We start from the raw sequence: 17,777 nt of genomic DNA on the forward strand, positions 1-17,777 counted from the left end.
GAGGCGTCGTTGGGACGGGTGTCAGCCCCACCCGAAAGGAACGTCATGACCCTTCTCGTCACCGGTGCCAGTGGACAGCTCGGCCGTCTCGTCGTCGAGGCCCTCCTCGAGCGCGGTACGCCCGCCGCCGACGTCGTCGCCATCGCCCGCACCCCCGATTCGATCGCCGACCTCGCCGACCGCGGCGTCCAGGTGCGACGCGCCGACTACACCGACCCGGCCTCCCTCGACGCGGCGTTCGTCGGCGTCGACCGGCTACTGCTCGTCTCGGGCAGCGAGGTCGGTCAGCGGATCACGCAACACGCCAACGTGATCGACGCGGCCAAGCGTGCCGGGGTGGGCTTCGTCGCCTACACGAGCATCACGCGCGCCGACACCACCGACCTGCTCCTGGCCGCCGAGCACCGCGCGACGGAGGAGCTGCTCGCCGCCTCGGGCCTGCCGCACGCGCTGCTGCGCAACTCCTGGTACCTCGAGAACTACACCGGCCAGCTGCCGACCGTCCTCGAGCACGGCGCCGTCCTCGGTGCCGCTCGGGACGGACGCGTCAGCGCCGCGACCCGCGCCGACTACGCCGAGGCCGCCGCCGTGGTCCTTGCCGGCGAGGGGGACGGGCACGAAGGAGCCGTCTACGAGCTCGGGGGAGACCACGCGTTCACCCTCGGTGAGCTCGCCGACACGGTGGCTCGGGTCGCCGGTCGCGAGGTCGCCTACCGCGACCTGTCCGTCGCGGACTACACGGCGGCGCTCGTCGCGGCCGGCCTGCCGGAGGGGTATGCCGCGGTGCTCGCCGACAGCGACCGCGGGATCGCCGAGGGTGCGCTGTTCACCGACAGCGGTGACCTGTCGCGCCTCGTCGGCCACCCGACGACGGACCTCGAGACCGCGCTGCGCGCCGCCGTCGTGCGCTCCGCCGCCTGACAGCCCCATCTCCACCGTCGAGAGGCCACACACCGGGCACCCAAGACCCCGGTTTGTGGCCTCTCGACGGTTGGGCACCCGCGAAGTTTGGCCTCTCGACGGGTGGGGATCCGCGAACTTTGGCCTTTCGACGGTTCAGGGGAGGGGGAGGCCGATGCGCACCTCACCGTGCTGGACGCGGACGGCATACGTGGGCAGCGAGACCTCGGGGTCGTCGAGGGCGGCGCCGGTGCGCAGCGAGAAGACCTGCTTGAGCAGGGGCGACGCGACGGTGGGCTCTCCGGCACGGTCGCCTGTGAGCCCGCGTGAGATGACGGCCGCACCGGCATATGGGTCGAGGTTGTCGACGGCGTAGATCATCCCGGTGGGCAGCAGGAAGAGCGCGGCCTGGGCGCCGCCGGGCAGGAGCACCGCCACGCCGCGACCGGGCACGAGGCGACTGACGGGGCAGGCGGCCACCCACAGCCTCGCGCCCGGCGCGGGCAGGATGCCGGGGCGGACGAGCGTCCGCACCGTCGGCGCGGCGGTCGGGACGGGGGTGTTGACGAGAGTGGTCATGGTGGGATCCTCTGCGGCTCAGACGTTCTCGCGGACGGTGGGCAGGCCGAGCAGGACCGGGACCTTGCGCGGTCCGGTCTCGTCGAAGGCGACCGTGGGGTCGGCCTCCTCGGGAGCATTGACGAACGAGACGAAGCGAGAGAGCTTCACGGGGTCGTCGAGCACGGCCTTCCACTCGTCCTCGTAGCCCTCGACGTGACGGGCCATCGCGGCCTCGAGGTCGTCCGCGATGCCGAGGGAGTCCTCGCACACGACGGCCTTGAGGTGCTCCAGACCACCCTCGAGCGCGTCGAGCCACGGCGCCGTGCGCTGCAGCCGGTCGGCCGTGCGGACGTAGAACATCAGGAAGCGGTCGATGTAGCGCACGAGCGTCTCGTCGTCGAGGTCGCTCGCGAGCAGCCGCGCGTGGGCGGGCGTCTGGCCGCCGTTTCCGCAGACGTAGAGGTTCCAGCCCTTGTCGGTGGCGATGACGCCGACGTCCTTGCCCCGCGCCTCGGCGCACTCGCGCGCGCAGCCCGAGACGCCGAACTTGATCTTGTGAGGGGAGCGCAGGCCGCGGTAGCGGTGCTCGAGGTCGACGGCCATGCCGACCGAGTCCTGCACGCCGTAGCGGCACCACGACGAGCCGACGCACGACTTCACGGTGCGCAGCGACTTGCCGTAGGCCTGCCCCGACTCCATGCCGACGTCGACGAGCCGCTGCCAGATCGCGGGGAGCTGCTCGACGCGGGCGCCGAAGAGGTCGATGCGCTGGCCGCCGGTGACCTTGACGTAGAGACCGAAGTCCTGGGCGACCTGTCCGATGGTGATGAGCTGCTCGGCCGTCACCTCGCCCCCGGGCATCCGCGGGACGACGGAGTAGGTGCCGTTCTTCTGGATGTTGGCCAGGAAGTGGTCGTTGCTGTCCTGCAGCGCGGCCTGCTCGCCGTCGAGCACGTGGTCGCTGCTCGTCGAGGCGAGGATCGAGGCGACGGTCGGCTTGCAGATCTCGCAGCCCGTCCCCGTGCCGTAGCGTGCGAGCAGTCCCGAGAAGGTGCGGATGCCGGTCGAGGCCACGATCTCGAAGAGCTCGGCGCGGCTCTGCTCGAAGTGCTCGCACAGCGCCTTGGACAGCTCGACGCCGGAGTCGACGAGCAGCTTCTTGACCGTGGGCAGGCAACCGCCGCAGGTGGTTCCGGCGGTCGTGCACCCCTTGATGGCCGCCAGGTCGCACGCGCCCTCGGCGATGGCACCGCAGATCGAGCCCTTGGTGACGTTGTTGCACGAGCAGATGACGGCGTCGTCGGGCAGGGCGTCCGCGCCGAGCTCGGCGCCGGCGGGGGAGACCAGCGCCCCCGGGTCGCCGGGCACCTCGCGGCCGACGTAGGCCTTGAGCGTCGTGTAGGCTGACGCGTCGCCGACGAGGATCCCTCCGAGCAGCGTGCGGGCGTCGTCGCTGACGACGACCTTGGCGTAGGTGCCCTTCGTCGCGTCGGTGTGCACGATCTCGAGCGCGCCGGGCGTCGTGGCCATCGCGTCGCCGAACGACGCGACGTCGACGCCGAGGAGCTTGAGCTTGGTGGACAGGTCGGCGCCGGGGAACGTCGCCTCCCCGCCGAGCAGCCGGTCCGCGACGACCTCGGCCATCGTGTAGCCGGGGGCGACGAGGCCGTAGCAGCGGCCTTCGACGGCGGCGACCTCGCCCACGGCCCAGACGTTCTCGTCGCTCGTGCGGCACGCCAGGTCGGTGACGACGCCCCCGCGCTCGCCGACGGCGAGGCCGGCCGTCCGGGCCACCGCGTCCGACGGCCGGACGCCCGCGGAGAAGACGACGAGGTCGGTGAGCAGTGCTGTGCCGTCGGACAGCTCGACCGCGAGGCGGTCGTCGTCCTGGGCTGCGATCGAGCTCGTGCCGGCACCCGTGTGCACCTGCACGCCGAGGCTGCTGATGAGGCCCTCGAGCACGGCGCCACCGCCGTCGTCGACCTGCAGCGGCATGAGCCGCGGGGCGAACTCGACGACGTGGGGCGTCAGTCCGAGCAGGCGCAGCGCGTTGGCTGCCTCGAGGCCGAGCAGGCCGCCACCGACGACGAGCCCGTTGGCCTCGCGTCCCTCTGCGTGGGCCCGCTCGATGGCGGCCTCCGCAGCCGTCCGGATGCCGTCGAGGTCGTCGAGCGTGCGATAGACGAAGCAGCCTGCGGAGTCGTGGCCGGGCACAGGCGGCACGAAGGGGTGGGAGCCGGTGGCGAGCACGAGCGCGTCGTACGCGACGACGTCGCCGGCGCTCGTGGTCACCGTGCGGGCGTCCCTGTCGACGCGGTCGGCACGCGTGCCGAGCCTCAGGTCGACGAGGGCGTCACCGGCATACGTGTTGCCGGCGAGCGCGAGCGCGCTGCGGTCCCAGGCTCCGACGTAGGACGACAGGCCGACGCGGTCGTATGCCGCCTCCGCCTCCTCGGCGAGGACGACGACCTTCCACGTGCTCTCGGTGTCACGCGAGCGCAGGGCCTCGACGAAGCGGTGGCCGACCATGCCGTGGCCGACGACGACGACGGTGCGCGTGCAGGTGGCAGCGCTGTTCTCGGGGGTGGTGGACATCAGGCGGCTCCTTCGGTCAGGGCGGCGGGGGCCGACACCGGCTCGGGCGTCGTGGTGTGGTCGGTGGGGGTGGAGGCCGTTGGTCGCGGCTCGGACGAGCGCAGCCACGAGCACAGGCCGTCGACGGCGCCCTTGCACGAGCCGCACCCGGTGGTGGCCCGGGTGGCCTCGGCGACCGCCGCGACGGTCTCGGCGCCGGAGCGGAACGCGCCGACCACGGCGGACTTCGTCACGGTGTTGCACCGGCAGATGACCGCACTGCCCGGCATCTCGGCGAGGTTGACGCTCTCGACCGCCCCGGAGCGGGTGATCGCGCGGCCGAGCATGAGCGACAGGCGATCCCGCGGCACGACGGCGCCGGTGTCGTAGAGCTGGGTCAACGCTCCGGCCGCGTCCCCGACGCCGAGCAGGATGGCTCCGACGAGCCGGTCCTGGCGCAGCACGAGCTTGGCGTAGCGGCCGCGGCTCGGGTCGGTGAAGGCGAGCACCTCGTGTCCGGGGTCGTGCACGTCGACGTCGACCGTGCCCATGCTCGCGAGGTCGATGTCGTGGGCCTTGAGCCGGGTCAGCACGCTCGTGCCCTCGTACGTCGCGTCCGGGTCCGCGCCCGAGAGCACGTCGGCGAGGACTCGCGCCTGGTCCCATCCCGGCTGGACGAGTCCGGGCACCTCGCCGCGGTGCTCGCTGCACTCGCCGATGGCGTGGACGTGGGGAGCCGAGGTCGACAGGCGGTCGTCGACGACGATGCCGCGCGACACGGCGAGGCCCATCTCCTCGGCGAGGTCGGTGCGCGGTCGCACGCCTGCCGCGACGACGACGAGGTCTGCGGGGAGGCTGGTGCCGTCGTCGAGGACGACGTGGGCCGGGGCGTCCGCGGTCGCGGCGTGGCGGGCGGCGACGAAGCGGCCCAGGACGAGACGGGCGCCCACGCCGCGCACGACGCGGGAGAGGACAGCGCCGCCGTCCGCGTCGAGCTGGCGGTCCATCGGGTAGTCCTGCGGGTGGACGACGGTGACGTCGACTCCACGGGCGAGCAGCCCCCGCGCAGCCTCGAGGCCGAGCAGGCCGCCACCGAGCACCACTGCGGTGCGGGCAGATTCGGCCGCCTCGATGAGACGGGAGCAGTCGTCGACGGTGCGGAAGGCGACGACCCCGGGAGCGAGCGGGGTGTCGGGACCGGGCGTGCCGGCATACAACCCCTCGGTCGGCGGGACGAAGCTCGTGCTGCCGGTGGCGAGGACGAGCTCGTCCCAGGCCATGGCCTGCTCGCACCCGTCGGCCGTGAGCACTGCGGTGCGCGTCGCGACGTCGACCGACGTGACGCGCGCACCCGGCACGACCTCGACGTGGCGGGCCGTCCACCAGCCGTCCGGCTTGAGCCGCGTGTCGCGGGCGGTGATCCCGCCGGCGACGACGGTCGAGAGGAGCACGCGGTTGTAGGCGGCGTGCGGCTCCTCGCCGACGACGGTCACGGCGAAGCGCGTCGCGTCGGGGTCGCGGTGGCGGAGCTCCTCCGCGAGGCGGGCCCCGGCCATGCCGTTGCCGACGACGAGGACGTGGCGGGTGCGGGCGGTCACTGGACGGCCTCCAGGCGGACGGCGCACGCCTTGAACTCCGGCATGCGGCTGGTCGGGTCGAGCGCGGCGTGGGTCAGGGAGTTGGCGCGGGCGACGCCACCCCAGTGGAAGGGGAGGAAGACGACGTCCGGGCGCATGTCGTCGTCGAGGCGGACGACCGCCCGGGTGCGTCCGCGACGGCTCACGACGTCGGCGGTGCCACCGTCGTCGAGGCCCTTGGCGGCAGCGGTGTCGGGGTGCACCTGGACGAACATCTCGCCCGCCGCGGCGGCGAGCTCGTCGACGAGACGGGTCTGCGCGCCGGACTGGTAGTGCTGCAGCACCCGCCCCGTCGTGGCGACGAGGGGGTAGGCCGCGTCGTCGGCCTCGACGGGGCCGGCGTGGTCGATGGCGACGAAGCGTGCGCGACCGTCGGGCGTGGCGAAGCGGTCGAGGAAGAGGCGCGGCGTGCCCTGGGGACGCTCGGTCGAGCACGGCCAGTGCAGGCTCTCGCCGGCGTCCAGTCGCTCCCACGTCACCGCGGAGTAGTCGGCCGGGCCGCCCGCGGACGCGCGCCGCAGCTCGTCGAAGACGACCCGCGGGTCGGTGGAGAAGGCTGTGCTGCAACCGATCCGGGCGGCGAGGTCGCTCCAGACGTCGAGCTCGCTGCGGCACCCCTCCGGCGCCGTCAGGGCGCGACGACGGCGCAGGACCCGGCCCTCGAGGTTGGTCAGCGTGCCCTCCTCCTCGGCCCACTGGAGCACGGGCAGCACGACGTCGGCGACGGCCGCCGTCTCCGACAGCACGAAGTCCGACACGACGAGCAGGTCGAGCGAAGCGAGCCGTTCGGTGACGACGCGCGCGTCCGGCGCCGAGACGACGGGGTTGCTGCCGTGGACCATGAGCACCCGGGGTCCGCCGTCGGTGCCGAGCGCCGACAGCAGCTCGAAGGCGCTCCGGCCGGGACCGGGAAGGTCGGACGGGTCCACGCCCCACACCGCGGCGACGTGGGCGCGGGCAGCGGGGTCGTCGATCTTGCGGTAGCCGGGCAGCTGGTCGGCCTTCTGGCCGTGCTCGCGGCCACCCTGGCCGTTGCCCTGGCCGGTGATCGTGCCGAAGCCGGTACCTGGGTTGCCGGGCAGCCCGAGCACGAGGGCGAGGGCGATGAAGGCGGTCACGGTGTCGGTGCCACTCGCGTGCTGCTCGCTGCCGCGGGCCGACAGGATGTAGGCGCCGCGCTCGGTGTCACGCGCCCGGGCGAGCGCGGCGACGGCGGCGCGCATCGTCGTGACCGCGACACCCGTGACGCGTTCGACGCGCTCCGGCAGCCACTGCGCCGCAACGGCCCACACGTCCTCGAAGCCGGAGGTGCGCTCGTCGACGAAGCGGCGGTCGGCATACCCCTCGGTGACCGCGAGGTGGAGCAGGCCGAGGGCGAGGGCCGCGTCGGTGCCCGGCCGCAGCTGCAGGTGCAGGCCGCCGCCGTCCAGGGCCTTGGCGGCCGTCGGGGTCAGGCGCGGGTCGGCGACCATGAGGCCGCCGGCGTCGGCTGCCCGCACGAGGTGGGTGAGGAAGGGCGGCATCGTCTCGGCGGGGTTGGCGCCGAGCAGCAGCACCGCGTGGGCCGAGCCGATGTCGGTGACGGGGAAGGGGAGTCCCCGGTCGAGCCCGAAGCACCGGATCCCCGCCGCGGCGGCCGAGCTCATGCACCAGCGCCCGTTGTAGTCGATCTGGCTGGTCCGCAGCGCGACCCGCGCGAACTTTCCCAGCTGGTAGGCCTTCTCGTTGGTCAGCCCACCTCCGCCGAAGACCGCGACGGCATCGCGGCCGTATGCCGCCTGCGTCCGCACGATGGCGTCGGCGACGACGTCGAGAGCGTCGTCCCAGGACGCCGGCTGCAGCTCGCCGTCACGGCGGACGAGCGGCGTCGTGAGGCGACCGGGGGTGCGCAGCAGCTCCGCGCTCGTCCACCCCTTCTGGCACAGGCCTCCCCGGTTGGTGGGGAAGCGACGGGGAGTGACCGTGAGGTCCTCGGCCGACGAGCCGGTCAGCGTCATCGCGCACTGGAGCCCGCAGTAGGCGCAGTGCGTCGCGACACCGGTCCGGTCGGCCGGAGCGGTCCCGGCGCTCGAGCGGGAGGGCGTTCTGAGGTCGGTGGTCATCGTCGGTAGCGCACCTTGGTGAGGACGGCGGCGCCGACGTAGAAGAGGGTGAAGACGACGAACGCGGCCGTGGCCGACTTCGCCGCGCCCTGGTACGACGCGCGCAGGCCGAGGTTGATGAGGACGCCGCCGAGGGCGCCGATGGCGCCGGCGATGCCGATGAGCGCCCCGGACATCGAGCGCGACCAGGCGGCTCGCTCGACGGCCGGGCCGGGGATGGCGGCGGACTTCGTCTCGAAGAGGGCGGGGATCATCTTGTAGACCGAGCCGTTGCCGATGCCGGAGAGGACGAAGAGCAGGACGAAGCCGCCGATGAGCCCGGTCAGCTGGAGGCCGGTCGCCGCGCCGAAGGTGACGTCGTCGGAGCGGGCCGCGAGCGTGACGAGCACGCCGGCGACGGCCATCCCGACGAAGGTCCACAGCGTCACGGCGGCGCCGCCCCGACGGTCGGCGAGCTTGCCGCCCCAGACCCGGCTGACCGACCCGAGCAGCGGGCCGACGAAGGCGATCTGGGCGGCGTGCAGGCTCGCGGCTGCCGTCTGGGCGGGTGTCGGCGCCGCGCCGCCGGTGAGGCCGGCGAGGAAGGTCTGGTTGAGCACCTGGCCGAAGGCGAAGCCGAAGCCGATGAACGAGCCGAACGTGCCGATGTAGAGCAGCGAGATGACCCAGGCGTCGGCGTGCCGCAGCACCTCGAGCATCGCCCTGGGATTGGCCGTCTGGTGGTCGAGGTTGTCCATGAAGCAGGCGGCGCCGATGCTCGCGACGGCGAGCAGCACGAGGTAGACGGCGCAGACGACCTCGGGGCGGCGGTTGCCGAGCGTCGCGATGACGAGCAGGCCGACGAGCTGGACGACGGGGACCCCGATGTTGCCGCCGCCCGCGTTGAGCCCGAGGGCCCAGCCCTTCATCCGCTGCGGGTAGAAGGCGTTGATGTTCGTCATCGACGAGGCGAAGTTGCCGCCGCCCAGACCCGCGAGGCCGGCGACGAGCAGGAAGGTCGTCAGCGAGTGGCCAGGGTTGACCATGAGCCACCACGTCAGGACCGTCGGCACGAGCAGCGCGAATCCGCTGACGATGGCCCAGTTGCGCCCGCCGAAGAAGGCCGTCGCCATCGTGTAGGGCACCCGCAGGACGGCGCCGACGAGCGTCGGGACCGCGACGAGGAAGAACTTGTCGGCCGGGGTGAAGCCGTAGACGGCCTGCGGCATGAAGAGCACCATCACCGACCAGATCGACCAGATCGAGAAGCCGATGTGCTCGGTAGCGACCGACCAGACGAGGTTGCGGCGGGCGATGCGGCTGTTGCCGGCCTCCCACGCAGCGGTGTTCTCGGGGTCCCAGTCGCGGATGACGCGCGACCTCGGCGCCGTGAGCTGTCGGAAGCGGCTCGGGGTCTCCGGGACGAGGGTCGGCGTGCTGGAGGGTGCGGCGACGCTGCCGTTCGTGCTGGTGCCGGTGCTGTTTCCGGTGGTCGTGCTCACGGGGTTCCTCCTCGGGGGCGGGTCGGGGGCCGCTGCGAGAGCGTGGCGCCCACGCTAGGAAGCCGGTGTTGCGCCACGTCCGGCCTGGTGTGACAACTCCGTTACGTCTGCCTCACGGGGGTCCGGCGCGGCCGTGAGGTCCCGCACGACGGCTCGCCGTCGCGCCCTCACGGTCGACCGGCGGCGGTGTGAGGCGACCTGCCGCGTAGGCTCCGGGTCATGACGTCGGCTCCCGACCAGGCCTCGCTCAGCACCCTGTCCGTGGGCAGCGCAGGGCCACGGATCGCCTTCCTGCACGGACTCTTCGGTCAGGGCCGCAACTGGAACCAGATCGCCAAGGCGGTGAGCGGTCCCGACGGCACCGATGCGCGCTGCCTGCTCGTCGACCTGCCCGACCACGGCCGCTCGCCGTGGTCGCAGGAGTTCTCCCTCGACGCGTACGCCGACGCCGTGGCCGCGACGCTGCGCGCGGCGGCCGAGGGGGAGCGGTGGGCCGTCGTCGGCCACTCGCTCGGGGGCAAGGTCGCCATGGTGCTCGCGCTGCGCCACCCCGAGCTCGTCGAGCGGCTCGTCGTCGTCGACATCGCGCCCAAGGGCTACGGCTCGCTCGAGCGTTTCGAGGGCTACATCCGCGAGATGCAGGCGCTGCCGCTCGCGGAGCTGACGAGCCGCGGCGACGCCGAGGCGCGGTTCGCCGAGACCGACCCCGGCGTCAAGGCGTTCCTGCTGCAGAACCTGCGCCGGCACGGCCAGTCGTGGCGCTGGCAGGTCAACCTCGACCTCATCGCGGGCGACGCGGCGCTCGGGGTGGACTCACACATCGCGGACTGGCCCGACGCCGTTGATGAGCTCCCGCCCTACGAAGGACCCGTGCTGTGGGTCGCCGGCGGTGACTCGCGCTACGTCCAGCGCGAGGACGGCGACCGCATGCGGCGGCACTTCCCGCGGACCCGTCTGTTCACGATCAAGGGGGCCGGGCACTGGGTGCACACGGACGCGCCCGAGATCATCGTCACCGCCCTGCGCCGCTTCGTCGCCGACCCCGCCTGACGGCATACGCCCTCCAGCTCCACCCACCGAACGAACGCAGCGTTCGGTCGCGAACGCTGCGTTAGAACACTGAGTTCGCGACCGAACGCCGCGTTCGGTCGGGAAGCAGTGGAGGAGGGGGACGGAGGGGAGGGGCGCGTCAGAGGAGGCGGCGGCCCATCGCCCAGGCGGTCAGCTCGTGCCGGCTGCTGAGCTGGAGCTTGCGCAGCACCGAGCTGACGTGGGTCTCGACGGTCTTGACGGAGATGAAGAGCTCCTTCGCGACCTCCTTGTACTGGTAGCCGCGCGCGATGAGGCGCATCACCTCGCGCTCGCGGGCCGAGAGCCGGTCGAGCTCCTCGTCGATCTCGGCGACCTCGCCCGCCGCCGCGCCGAACGCGTCGAGCACGAAGCCGGCCAGGCGCGGGCTGAAGACGGCGTCGCCGTCGGCCACGCGCCCGATCGCGGTGAGCAGCTCCTCGGCGTTGATCGTCTTGGTGACGTAGCCGCGGGCGCCGGCGCGGATGACCGCGATGACGTCCTCGGCGGCGTCCGACACCGACAGGGCGAGGAAGCGCACCGGCACGTCCGCGCGCGACTGCACGCCGTTGCACGCGCGGATGACGTCGGCGCCGCCGTGACCGTCGCCACCGGGCAGATGGACGTCGAGGAGCACGACGTCGGGCTGCTGCTCCTTGATGACCTGCACGGCCGACTCGACGGCTCCCGCCTCGCCGGCGATCTCGAGCGTGAAGGCGCCGTTGCGCGGCGTCGCGGCGAGGGAGGTCAGCTCGGCACGGACGCCGGTGCGGAACATGTGGTGGTCGTCGACGATGACGATGCGGATGGTCCGCGGGTCGGTCATGAAGCCTGCTCCTGGGTCTGGGGGTCCGGCATGCTGCCGGGGGTGGGTTGCGATCTCGGGTCGGCGGCCGGCGTTGCGGCAAAGGGCTGCTCGGGCTCGACCGGCTGCCGGACGGGCAGGCGCAGCTCGACCTCCGTGCCGTCGGCGCGGCGTCGGATGCGGGCCGTGCCGCCGTGGCGCTCCATGCGCCCGATGATGGACTCGCGCACGCCGGCACGGTCGTCGGGCACGGTGTCGAGGTCGAAGCCGGCGCCGTGGTCGCGCACGAACGCCTCGACGGCGTCGGGGCCGACCTCGACGTAGGTGCTGACGGGCGGGCTCGCGTGGCGCACGGCGTTCCACGTGGCCTCGCGGACCGCCTTGACGAGGGCGTCGAGGTGCTCGTCCATCGGCCGGTCGCCGGTGACGACGAGCTGGACGGGCACGCCGTGGAGGTCCTCGACCTCGCCCATGGCGGCGGTGAGCGCCGCACCGAGCGTGCCGGCGCGGGCGTCCTCGTCGTAGAGGTAGCTGCGCAGCTGGCGCTCCTGCGCGCGGGCGAGGCGGGCCACCGTCGCGGCGTCGCCGGACTGGCGCTGGATCAGGGCGAGCGTCTGGAGCACGGAGTCGTGCAGGTGGGCGGCGATGTCGGCGCGCTCGGTGGCACGGATGCGCGCCGCCTGCTCGACGCGCAGGTTGCTCCACAGCCGCAGGATCCACGGCGCCGAGAGCACGGCGACACCGACGAGCGCGGCGAGCACGGCGCCGGCGACCTGCCAGAGCTCGGTGAGGTTGGTGCCGCGCACGAGCAGCCCGACGAGCCCGAGGATCGTCAGGCCGAGGCCGACGACGAGCCAGATCCAGCGGACCGGACGCCGAGCGCCGAGGGTGTCGGTGTCGTCGAGCTGGGACCAGAAGAAGATCGCGCCGATGACGATGGCGACGACGGGCAGGATCACCTCGGCGTGCACGTCGAGGCCGGCGCTGCCGAGCCACAGCGCGCCCGCGACGGCGAGGGCCGCGACGCCGAGGAGGGTGATGAGCACGGCCTGGTTGCCACTGCGCAGCCACGTGCGCAGGCTCGCCAGGTCGACGTGGTGCCGGACGCTCGACGAGCACGTGCCTGCCGTGGTCGAGGAGGTCGAGGTGGTCGAGCTGATCGGCGTGCTGACGGGGGAGAGGGGGTCGGTCGGGGCCGCGGGGTTCACGGTGCCGACCTCGCGCATCGTCGCCCAGAGGAAGACGTAGACGGCCAGGCCCGCGCCGAAGGGGATGCTCGTCAGCACGAGCGCGACACGAACGGCGACCACGGGGATCCCCAGGTGGTCGGCGAGGCCCTTGGCGACACCGGCGATGACCTTGCCGTCCCGCTGGCGCACGAGTGGGGGCCGCGGCGTCGTCCGCCACGTCGCTCCCGGTGCTCCCGGGGGTCCCGTGGGACGCGCGGGGCCCGTTCCGTTCTCGTATGCCGTCTGCACCGTTCCATACTCACCCACCCCGGCGGCTCGGGGCGACCATCCGGGCCCTCTTTGGGGGTCGCGTCAGGGTGCGCTCAGGGTCGACCCTCATGGATGGGTGCCGTCGGGGGGCCCAATCTGGTGACATGACGAAAAGCAACGACGCCCCCGGTCAGGGGCACGGCCTCGACGGCCTCTACACCGCGCTGCGACGCCCCGGCATCGTGCGCCAGTCGAACGGCCGCTGGTTCGCCGGCGTCGCCGCCGGCGTGGCCCGCTGGCTGGGCGTCGACCCGCTCGTCGTCCGGGCGGGCTTCATCCTCTTCTCGATCTTCTTCGGGATGGGCATCGCCCTCTACCTCGTGCTGTGGCTGCTCATGCCCGACGAGCGCGGCGAGATCCATGTCGAGCGCGCTCTCAAGCACGGCGAGGGCAGCTCGGTCTTCCTGCTCGTCATCACCGTGATGGCCGTCCTCGGCGGCGGTCCCTGGTGGGGCGGCGACAGCCGCGGCTTCCGTTTCTTCGGCTTCGTGCTCCTCGTCGTCGGGGCCTGGTGGTTCCTGACCCGCACGGGCACCGGCCGGGAGCTCATGGCGTCGGCGCCCTGGAAGGGCCAGCCGGGCGCCCCGAGCCCGACGGCAGCTGCCGGAGGCGCCTCCGCGGGCACCCCGGCCGGGACCACGGCCACCGACCCCGTCACCGGTGAGCCGCTCACCCAGCCCGCCACGGGGGTCATCCCGGCATCGCCACCGACCCCGACGGCATACGGCTCGACGGGCAACGCGGCGGCCAACGCCGGCGCGACCCTCACCACGCCTCGTCCGCCGGCCCCGACCCCGGTCTGGGAGCGCACGCCCTCGATCGGCTTCGCCGGTGGGCTGCTCGTCCTGGGCCTCGCCATCGTCACCGCCGTCGTCCTGTCGTCGGTGGCGCTGGCCGCCGGTTGGCCCGGCAACCACGTCGCCGTCGGGATCGCCTGCGGCCTCGGCGTGCTCGGCCTCGGCATCCTCGTCGCCGGCATCGCCGGCCGGCGCTCGGGAGGCCTCGCCTTCTTCGCCGTGACCGGCATGATCGCAGCCGCCGCGACGACCGCCGCACCGGTCGGGCTGTCGCAGCCCTGGCAGGTCGGCGAGCAGGCGCACACCGTGACCTCGCTGACGCCTGCACCGGACTTCCAGCTGGGGATCGGGGAGATGAGGGTCGACCTCACGAAGGCCGACTACGCCGCCACGCCCGGCACCGACCACGTCTCGGCAACGATCGGCGTCGGCCAGATCAACCTCGTCGTCCCCAAGGACGTGCGTGTCACCGTCAACACCAAGGCTCGTGCCGGAGCGCTGCACGCGACCGGAAGCGTCGACGGCGCCGTGAACATCGACTCCGGGACGGGCGGCGTGGACGCTGGAGGAATCGGCTGGGACCGCGCCGTGAGGTTCGGCCCGCAGACCGGGCCGGAGCAGATCGTCGTCGACGCCGAGGTCGGCGTCGGGGAGATCCGGATCTCGACCGCGAGCGCGTCATGAGCCCCACCGACCCGATGCCCGAACAGCCGAACGGCACGCCCCACGACCTGACGAACGCAGCGGAGAGCAGTGACATGAGCAGCAACGACATCCCCGAGCCGGACCCGACGCAGTTCCGCGACCCGACCGCAGACCCGATGACGGACCCGCTGGCGGACCCGATGACGAACCCGATGACGGGGCCGTCGCCCGACCCCGCGGTGACGACGCAGATCCCTGCCGTGTCGACCCAGGCCATGCCTGCGGCGACGCCCTTCCGAGTCGAGCCCGCGACCCCGGTGCCCGACGACGCGGTCACCGAGGGGTCCGCCCTGCCGCACCTGCCGCCGCCGACGGCCCAGCCCTACCCTGCGTACCAGGAGCCCGCGCCCCGCCCGGCCCTCGTCACGGTGCGCAAGGGGCCGCGCCCGGGCTCGATCATGCTCGGGCTGCTCTCGATGCTCGTGGCCGCCTACGTCCTCGTGGCCAACCTCACCGACGCCGACCTCAGCTTCCGGCTGGTCGGACCCACGATGATCGGCGCGTTCGGCGGCATGCTGCTCCTCGTCGGGCTCGCGGGCGTCGTGGCAGGTCGGCTCCGCCGCTGACCCCGACTTCCGAGGTCACGCTTCCGAGGTCACGCATCGGAGGTCACCGCGTCGGCGCCCCCGCTGCGTGGTTAGGCTCGGGAGCACGCTCGCCGGTCACGTCCGGCACTCGCAGTGGGGAGAGAACGTGCTCAGAAAGTCCGGCATCAGCCTCGAGGCCCTCGACCGGTCGACCCGGCCCCAGGACAACCTCTTCAGGTTCGTCAACGGGACGTGGCTCGACACGACGGAGATCCCGGGCGACCGCGCCCGCTTCGGCACCTTCGACATCCTCCGCGAGGAGTCGACGGCGCGGGTCCGCGACCTCATCGAGGAGGCGGCGCAGGCCGAGGAGGGCGCACCGGGCACGCCGAAGCGACAGGTCGGCGACCTCTACGCGAGCTTCACCGACACCGACCGCATCGAGGAGCTGGGGCTGGCGCCGCTGCAGCCCGTGCTGTCGCAGGTCGCCGCCGTCGACAGCGTCGAGTCGCTCGGCGAGGCCCTCGGGCGCCTGGCCCGCGACGGCGTCGCAGGCGTCCTGCAGCACTTCGTCTCGCCCGACGAGCGCTCGCCGGAGGACTACGTCGTCTACCTCGAGCAGGGCGGGCTCGGCCTGCCCGACGAGTCCTACTACCGCGAGGAGAAGTACGCCGACATCCGAACGGCCTATGTCACCCATGTCGAGCGCCTCCTCGGGCTCGCCGGCATCCCGGACGCCGCCGCCAAGGCGACGAGCATCATGGCGCTGGAGACGCTGCTCGCCGCCTCGCACTGGGACACCGTCAGCAACCGCGACGCGATCAAGACCTACAACGCCCACACGCTCGACGAGGCCAAGACCCTGGTGCCCCAGTTCCCCTGGGACGCCTGGCTGTCCGGTCTCGAGGCACCCGCGGGCGCCTTCGACAAGGTGGTCATCCGGCAGCCGAGCTTCGCCACCGGGCTGGGTGCCGCGCTCGAGGCCGTCGACATCGCGGACTGGCGCTCGTGGCTGACGTGGCACGTCCTGTCGGAGTTCGCCTCCGTGCTGCCGCAGTCGTTCGTCGACGAGGACTTCGACTTCTACGGCCGCACGCTCTCGGGCCAGCCGGAGAACAAGGAGCGCTGGAAGCGGGGCGTGGCCGTCGTCGAGGGGTGCGTCGGCGAGGCCGTCGGACAGCTCTACGCCGAGCGGTGGTTCCCGCCGGCGGCCAAGGCGCGCATGCAGGAGCTCGTGGCCAACCTCGTCGAGGCCTTCCGCCGGTCGTTCTCCTCGCTCGAGTGGATGGGGCCCGACACCCGCGCGCAGGCGCTCGACAAGCTCGACGCGTTCACGCCCAAGATCGGCTACCCCGACGTGTGGCGCGACTACTCCACCATCGAGATCGACCCCGACGACCTCGTCGGCAACGTCCGGCGCAGCACGGCCTTCGAGGTCGACCGCAACCTCGCGAAGCTGGGCCGCCCGATCGACCGCACCGAGTGGTTCATGCTGCCCCAGACGGTCAACGCCTACTACATGCCGTCGATGAACGAGATCGTCTTCCCGGCCGCGATCCTGCAGCCGCCGTTCTTCGACCTCGAGGCCGACGACGCCGTCAACTACGGCGGAATCGGCGCGGTGATCGGTCACGAGCTGGGCCACGGCTTCGACGACCAGGGCTCGCGCTACGACGGCACGGGCGCCCTGCGCGACTGGTGGACCGAGGCCGACCGCGAGCGGTTCGACGCGCTCGCGCAGCGGCTCATCGAGCAGTTCAACGCCTTCACGCCCGCGGGCCTGTCGGAGGACCACAAGGTCAACGGCGGCCTCACCGTCGGCGAGAACATCGGCGACCTCGGGGGCCTGCAGATCGGCTACTCCGCCTACCGCATCGCCACCGAGGAGGGCGGCATGCCCGAGCTCGACGGCTTCACCGGCCCGCAGCGCTTCTTCATCGGCTGGGCACAGGTGTGGCGTGGCAAGGCGCGCGAGGCCGAGGCGATCCGTCTGCTCGCCATCGACCCCCACTCGCCGCAGGACGTGCGCGGCAACGCCGTGCGCAACCTCTCCGAGTTCCACGAGGCGTTCGGCGTCGAGCCCGACGACGCCATGTGGCTCGCCGAGGACGAGCGGGTCCGCATCTTCTGACGACCGTCGACGTACGACCGACCCCGTGGACGCGCGTCCGCGGGGTCAGTCGTCCAGCGGCAGCTTGAAGCCCACGTGCGACGCGACGAACCCGAGCCGCTCGTAGAAGCGCCGGGCATCGGTGCGGCTCGCGTCGCTCGTCAGCTGCACGAGGGTGCCCCCGAGCCGTCGCGACTCCTCGACGGCCCACGTGACCAGCGCGGTCCCGAGGCCGGAGCCGCGCTCGTCCCGCGCCACGCGGACACCCTCGATGATCGTCCGGGTCGCGCCGCGTCGCGACAGCCCCGGGACGACGCTGAGCTGGAGCGTCCCCACGACGGTCCCGTCGCGCTCGGCGACGACGAGGTGCTGGGCCGGGTCGGCAGCCACGCGGTCGTATGCCGCGTCGTACGTCGCCGTGTCAGCCGGGTCCTCGCGGGCCGCGCCGAGGGGGTCGTCGGCGAGCATCGCGACGACCGCGGGCACGTCGTCGCGGGTGGCGGGACGGATCGTCCACTCGCTCATGCGTGCTCGGCGGTGCGCTTGAGCTGCGCGAGGCCCTTCTCGAAGTCGGGGCCGACGAGCTTCTCCATCGACCAGACCTTGCTCATGAGGCGCATGACGACGTTCTGGGGTCCGGTCATGGCCCACTCGACGCGGGTGTCGTCGCCGGCCGGGGTCAGGGTGAAGTCGACACGGTTGTGGGCCTTCATCGGCGCGGCGAAGAGCAGGTCGACGGCCACGTGCAGCGGCTCGGACTCGAGGATCTCCATGCGGCCCTCGCCGGCCTTGCTGTTGCCGCGCCAGGCGTAGATGGCGCCGACGCCGTTGGCCGACCCGGTGTAGGTGCGCTCCATGGCGGGGTCGAGGCCCTCCCACGGCGACCAGGCCTGCCACTCGTGGAAGTCGTCGAGGAGCGCGTGGATCCGCTCGGGGCGAGCGGAGATCGTCGTCTCACGGCTGATGTGGAAGCTCTTGTCGGCCATGGCGGCATCCTGCCACCGCCGGGTC

At 72.8% G+C, this 17,777-nt stretch carries 14 protein-coding genes; 5 read left to right on the forward strand and 9 right to left on the reverse strand.

Annotation, left to right across the window (positions count from 1 at the left end; genetic code table 11):
• Positions 1-45: 45 nt before the first annotated feature.
• On the forward strand, positions 46-921 hold the full coding sequence (locus U5C87_RS10085) for an SDR family oxidoreductase (protein ID WP_330476437.1): 876 nt from the start codon (positions 46-48) through the stop codon (positions 919-921).
• Positions 922-1,056: 135 nt separating this feature from the next.
• Here U5C87_RS10085 and nirD read toward each other — a convergent pair whose 3' ends face one another.
• From nirD to U5C87_RS10110, 5 genes are read right to left on the reverse strand one after another with little or no spacing between them, the layout of a single operon-like run.
• Positions 1,057-1,479 carry a nitrite reductase small subunit NirD gene (gene nirD, locus U5C87_RS10090; protein ID WP_330476438.1) on the reverse strand — a complete coding sequence of 141 codons (423 nt, stop codon included), beginning with the start codon at positions 1,477-1,479 and terminating at the stop codon, positions 1,057-1,059.
• Between the two features lie 18 nt (positions 1,480-1,497).
• Complete coding sequence (nirB, locus tag U5C87_RS10095; RefSeq protein WP_330476439.1) at positions 1,498-4,056, reverse strand: nitrite reductase large subunit NirB; 2,559 nt, start codon at positions 4,054-4,056, stop codon at positions 1,498-1,500.
• The gene (locus tag U5C87_RS10100; protein ID WP_330476440.1) at positions 4,056-5,633 is read right to left on the reverse strand and encodes an FAD-dependent oxidoreductase; all 1,578 of its coding nucleotides are present in this window, start codon (positions 5,631-5,633) and stop codon (positions 4,056-4,058) included. Before U5C87_RS10100 ends, nirB begins: the two co-directional genes overlap by 1 nt.
• Positions 5,630-7,774 carry a molybdopterin oxidoreductase family protein gene (locus tag U5C87_RS10105; RefSeq protein WP_330476441.1) on the reverse strand — a complete coding sequence of 715 codons (2,145 nt, stop codon included), beginning with the start codon at positions 7,772-7,774 and terminating at the stop codon, positions 5,630-5,632. The genes U5C87_RS10100 and U5C87_RS10105 overlap by 4 nt, the downstream gene beginning before the upstream one ends.
• Positions 7,771-9,255, reverse strand: a complete 1,485-nt coding sequence (locus tag U5C87_RS10110) for a nitrate/nitrite transporter (RefSeq protein WP_330476442.1) — start codon at positions 9,253-9,255, stop codon at positions 7,771-7,773. The genes U5C87_RS10105 and U5C87_RS10110 overlap by 4 nt, the downstream gene beginning before the upstream one ends.
• Positions 9,256-9,474: 219 nt before the next feature.
• Here U5C87_RS10110 and U5C87_RS10115 point away from each other — a divergent pair, with 219 nt between their 5' ends.
• Positions 9,475-10,305: an alpha/beta fold hydrolase gene (locus U5C87_RS10115; RefSeq protein ID WP_330476443.1), complete on the forward strand. Its 831-nt coding sequence runs from the start codon at positions 9,475-9,477 to the stop codon at positions 10,303-10,305.
• Positions 10,306-10,444: 139 nt separating this feature from the next.
• Here U5C87_RS10115 and U5C87_RS10120 read toward each other — a convergent pair whose 3' ends face one another.
• Both U5C87_RS10120 and U5C87_RS10125 read right to left on the reverse strand, forming a co-directional pair.
• Positions 10,445-11,149, reverse strand: a complete 705-nt coding sequence (locus tag U5C87_RS10120; protein ID WP_330476444.1) for a response regulator transcription factor — start codon at positions 11,147-11,149, stop codon at positions 10,445-10,447.
• Positions 11,146-12,507: an ATP-binding protein gene (locus U5C87_RS10125; RefSeq protein ID WP_330476445.1), complete on the reverse strand. Its 1,362-nt coding sequence runs from the start codon at positions 12,505-12,507 to the stop codon at positions 11,146-11,148. Before U5C87_RS10125 ends, U5C87_RS10120 begins: the two co-directional genes overlap by 4 nt.
• 224 nt (positions 12,508-12,731) lie before the next feature.
• On the opposite strand from U5C87_RS10125, the gene U5C87_RS10130 reads away from it, so the two are divergent.
• From U5C87_RS10130 to U5C87_RS10140, 3 genes are all read left to right on the forward strand, one after another.
• Positions 12,732-14,108, forward strand: coding sequence for a PspC domain-containing protein (locus U5C87_RS10130; RefSeq protein ID WP_330476446.1), 1,377 nt, complete (start codon positions 12,732-12,734; stop codon positions 14,106-14,108).
• A 74-nt stretch (positions 14,109-14,182) separates the two neighbouring features.
• Positions 14,183-14,695: a hypothetical protein gene (locus U5C87_RS10135; RefSeq protein ID WP_330476447.1), complete on the forward strand. Its 513-nt coding sequence runs from the start codon at positions 14,183-14,185 to the stop codon at positions 14,693-14,695.
• A gap of 127 nt (positions 14,696-14,822) precedes the next feature.
• The gene (locus tag U5C87_RS10140) at positions 14,823-16,787 is read left to right on the forward strand and encodes a M13 family metallopeptidase (RefSeq protein WP_330476448.1); all 1,965 of its coding nucleotides are present in this window, start codon (positions 14,823-14,825) and stop codon (positions 16,785-16,787) included.
• 45 nt (positions 16,788-16,832) lie between these two features.
• Here the strand turns inward: U5C87_RS10140 and U5C87_RS10145 are convergent, their stop codons facing one another.
• Both U5C87_RS10145 and U5C87_RS10150 read right to left on the reverse strand, forming a co-directional pair.
• On the reverse strand, positions 16,833-17,291 hold the full coding sequence (locus U5C87_RS10145; RefSeq protein ID WP_330476449.1) for a GNAT family N-acetyltransferase: 459 nt from the start codon (positions 17,289-17,291) through the stop codon (positions 16,833-16,835).
• The gene (locus tag U5C87_RS10150) at positions 17,288-17,752 is read right to left on the reverse strand and encodes an SRPBCC family protein (protein ID WP_330476450.1); all 465 of its coding nucleotides are present in this window, start codon (positions 17,750-17,752) and stop codon (positions 17,288-17,290) included. Before U5C87_RS10150 ends, U5C87_RS10145 begins: the two co-directional genes overlap by 4 nt.
• Positions 17,753-17,777: the final 25 nt, after the last annotated feature.

This window comes from Terrabacter sp. C0L_2 (assembly GCF_036352015.1).
GTDB classification, from domain to species: domain Bacteria; phylum Actinomycetota; class Actinomycetes; order Actinomycetales; family Dermatophilaceae; genus Terrabacter; species Terrabacter tumescens.

Excerpts from the sequence above, each read along its gene's own strand:
- U5C87_RS10085 (WP_330476437.1), top strand. The coding sequence starts at position 46 with ATGACCCTTCTCGTCACCGGTGCCAGTGGACAGCTCGGCCGTCTCGTC.
- nirD (WP_330476438.1), bottom strand. The coding sequence starts at position 1,479 with ATGACCACTCTCGTCAACACCCCCGTCCCGACCGCCGCGCCGACGGTG.
- nirB (WP_330476439.1), bottom strand. The coding sequence starts at position 4,056 with ATGTCCACCACCCCCGAGAACAGCGCTGCCACCTGCACGCGCACCGTC.
- U5C87_RS10105 (WP_330476441.1), bottom strand. The coding sequence starts at position 7,774 with ATGACCACCGACCTCAGAACGCCCTCCCGCTCGAGCGCCGGGACCGCT.
- U5C87_RS10115 (WP_330476443.1), top strand. The coding sequence starts at position 9,475 with ATGACGTCGGCTCCCGACCAGGCCTCGCTCAGCACCCTGTCCGTGGGC.
- U5C87_RS10120 (WP_330476444.1), bottom strand. The coding sequence starts at position 11,149 with ATGACCGACCCGCGGACCATCCGCATCGTCATCGTCGACGACCACCAC.
- U5C87_RS10130 (WP_330476446.1), top strand. The coding sequence starts at position 12,732 with ATGACGAAAAGCAACGACGCCCCCGGTCAGGGGCACGGCCTCGACGGC.
- U5C87_RS10135 (WP_330476447.1), top strand. The coding sequence starts at position 14,183 with ATGAGCAGCAACGACATCCCCGAGCCGGACCCGACGCAGTTCCGCGAC.
- U5C87_RS10145 (WP_330476449.1), bottom strand. The coding sequence starts at position 17,291 with ATGAGCGAGTGGACGATCCGTCCCGCCACCCGCGACGACGTGCCCGCG.
- U5C87_RS10150 (WP_330476450.1), bottom strand. The coding sequence starts at position 17,752 with ATGGCCGACAAGAGCTTCCACATCAGCCGTGAGACGACGATCTCCGCT.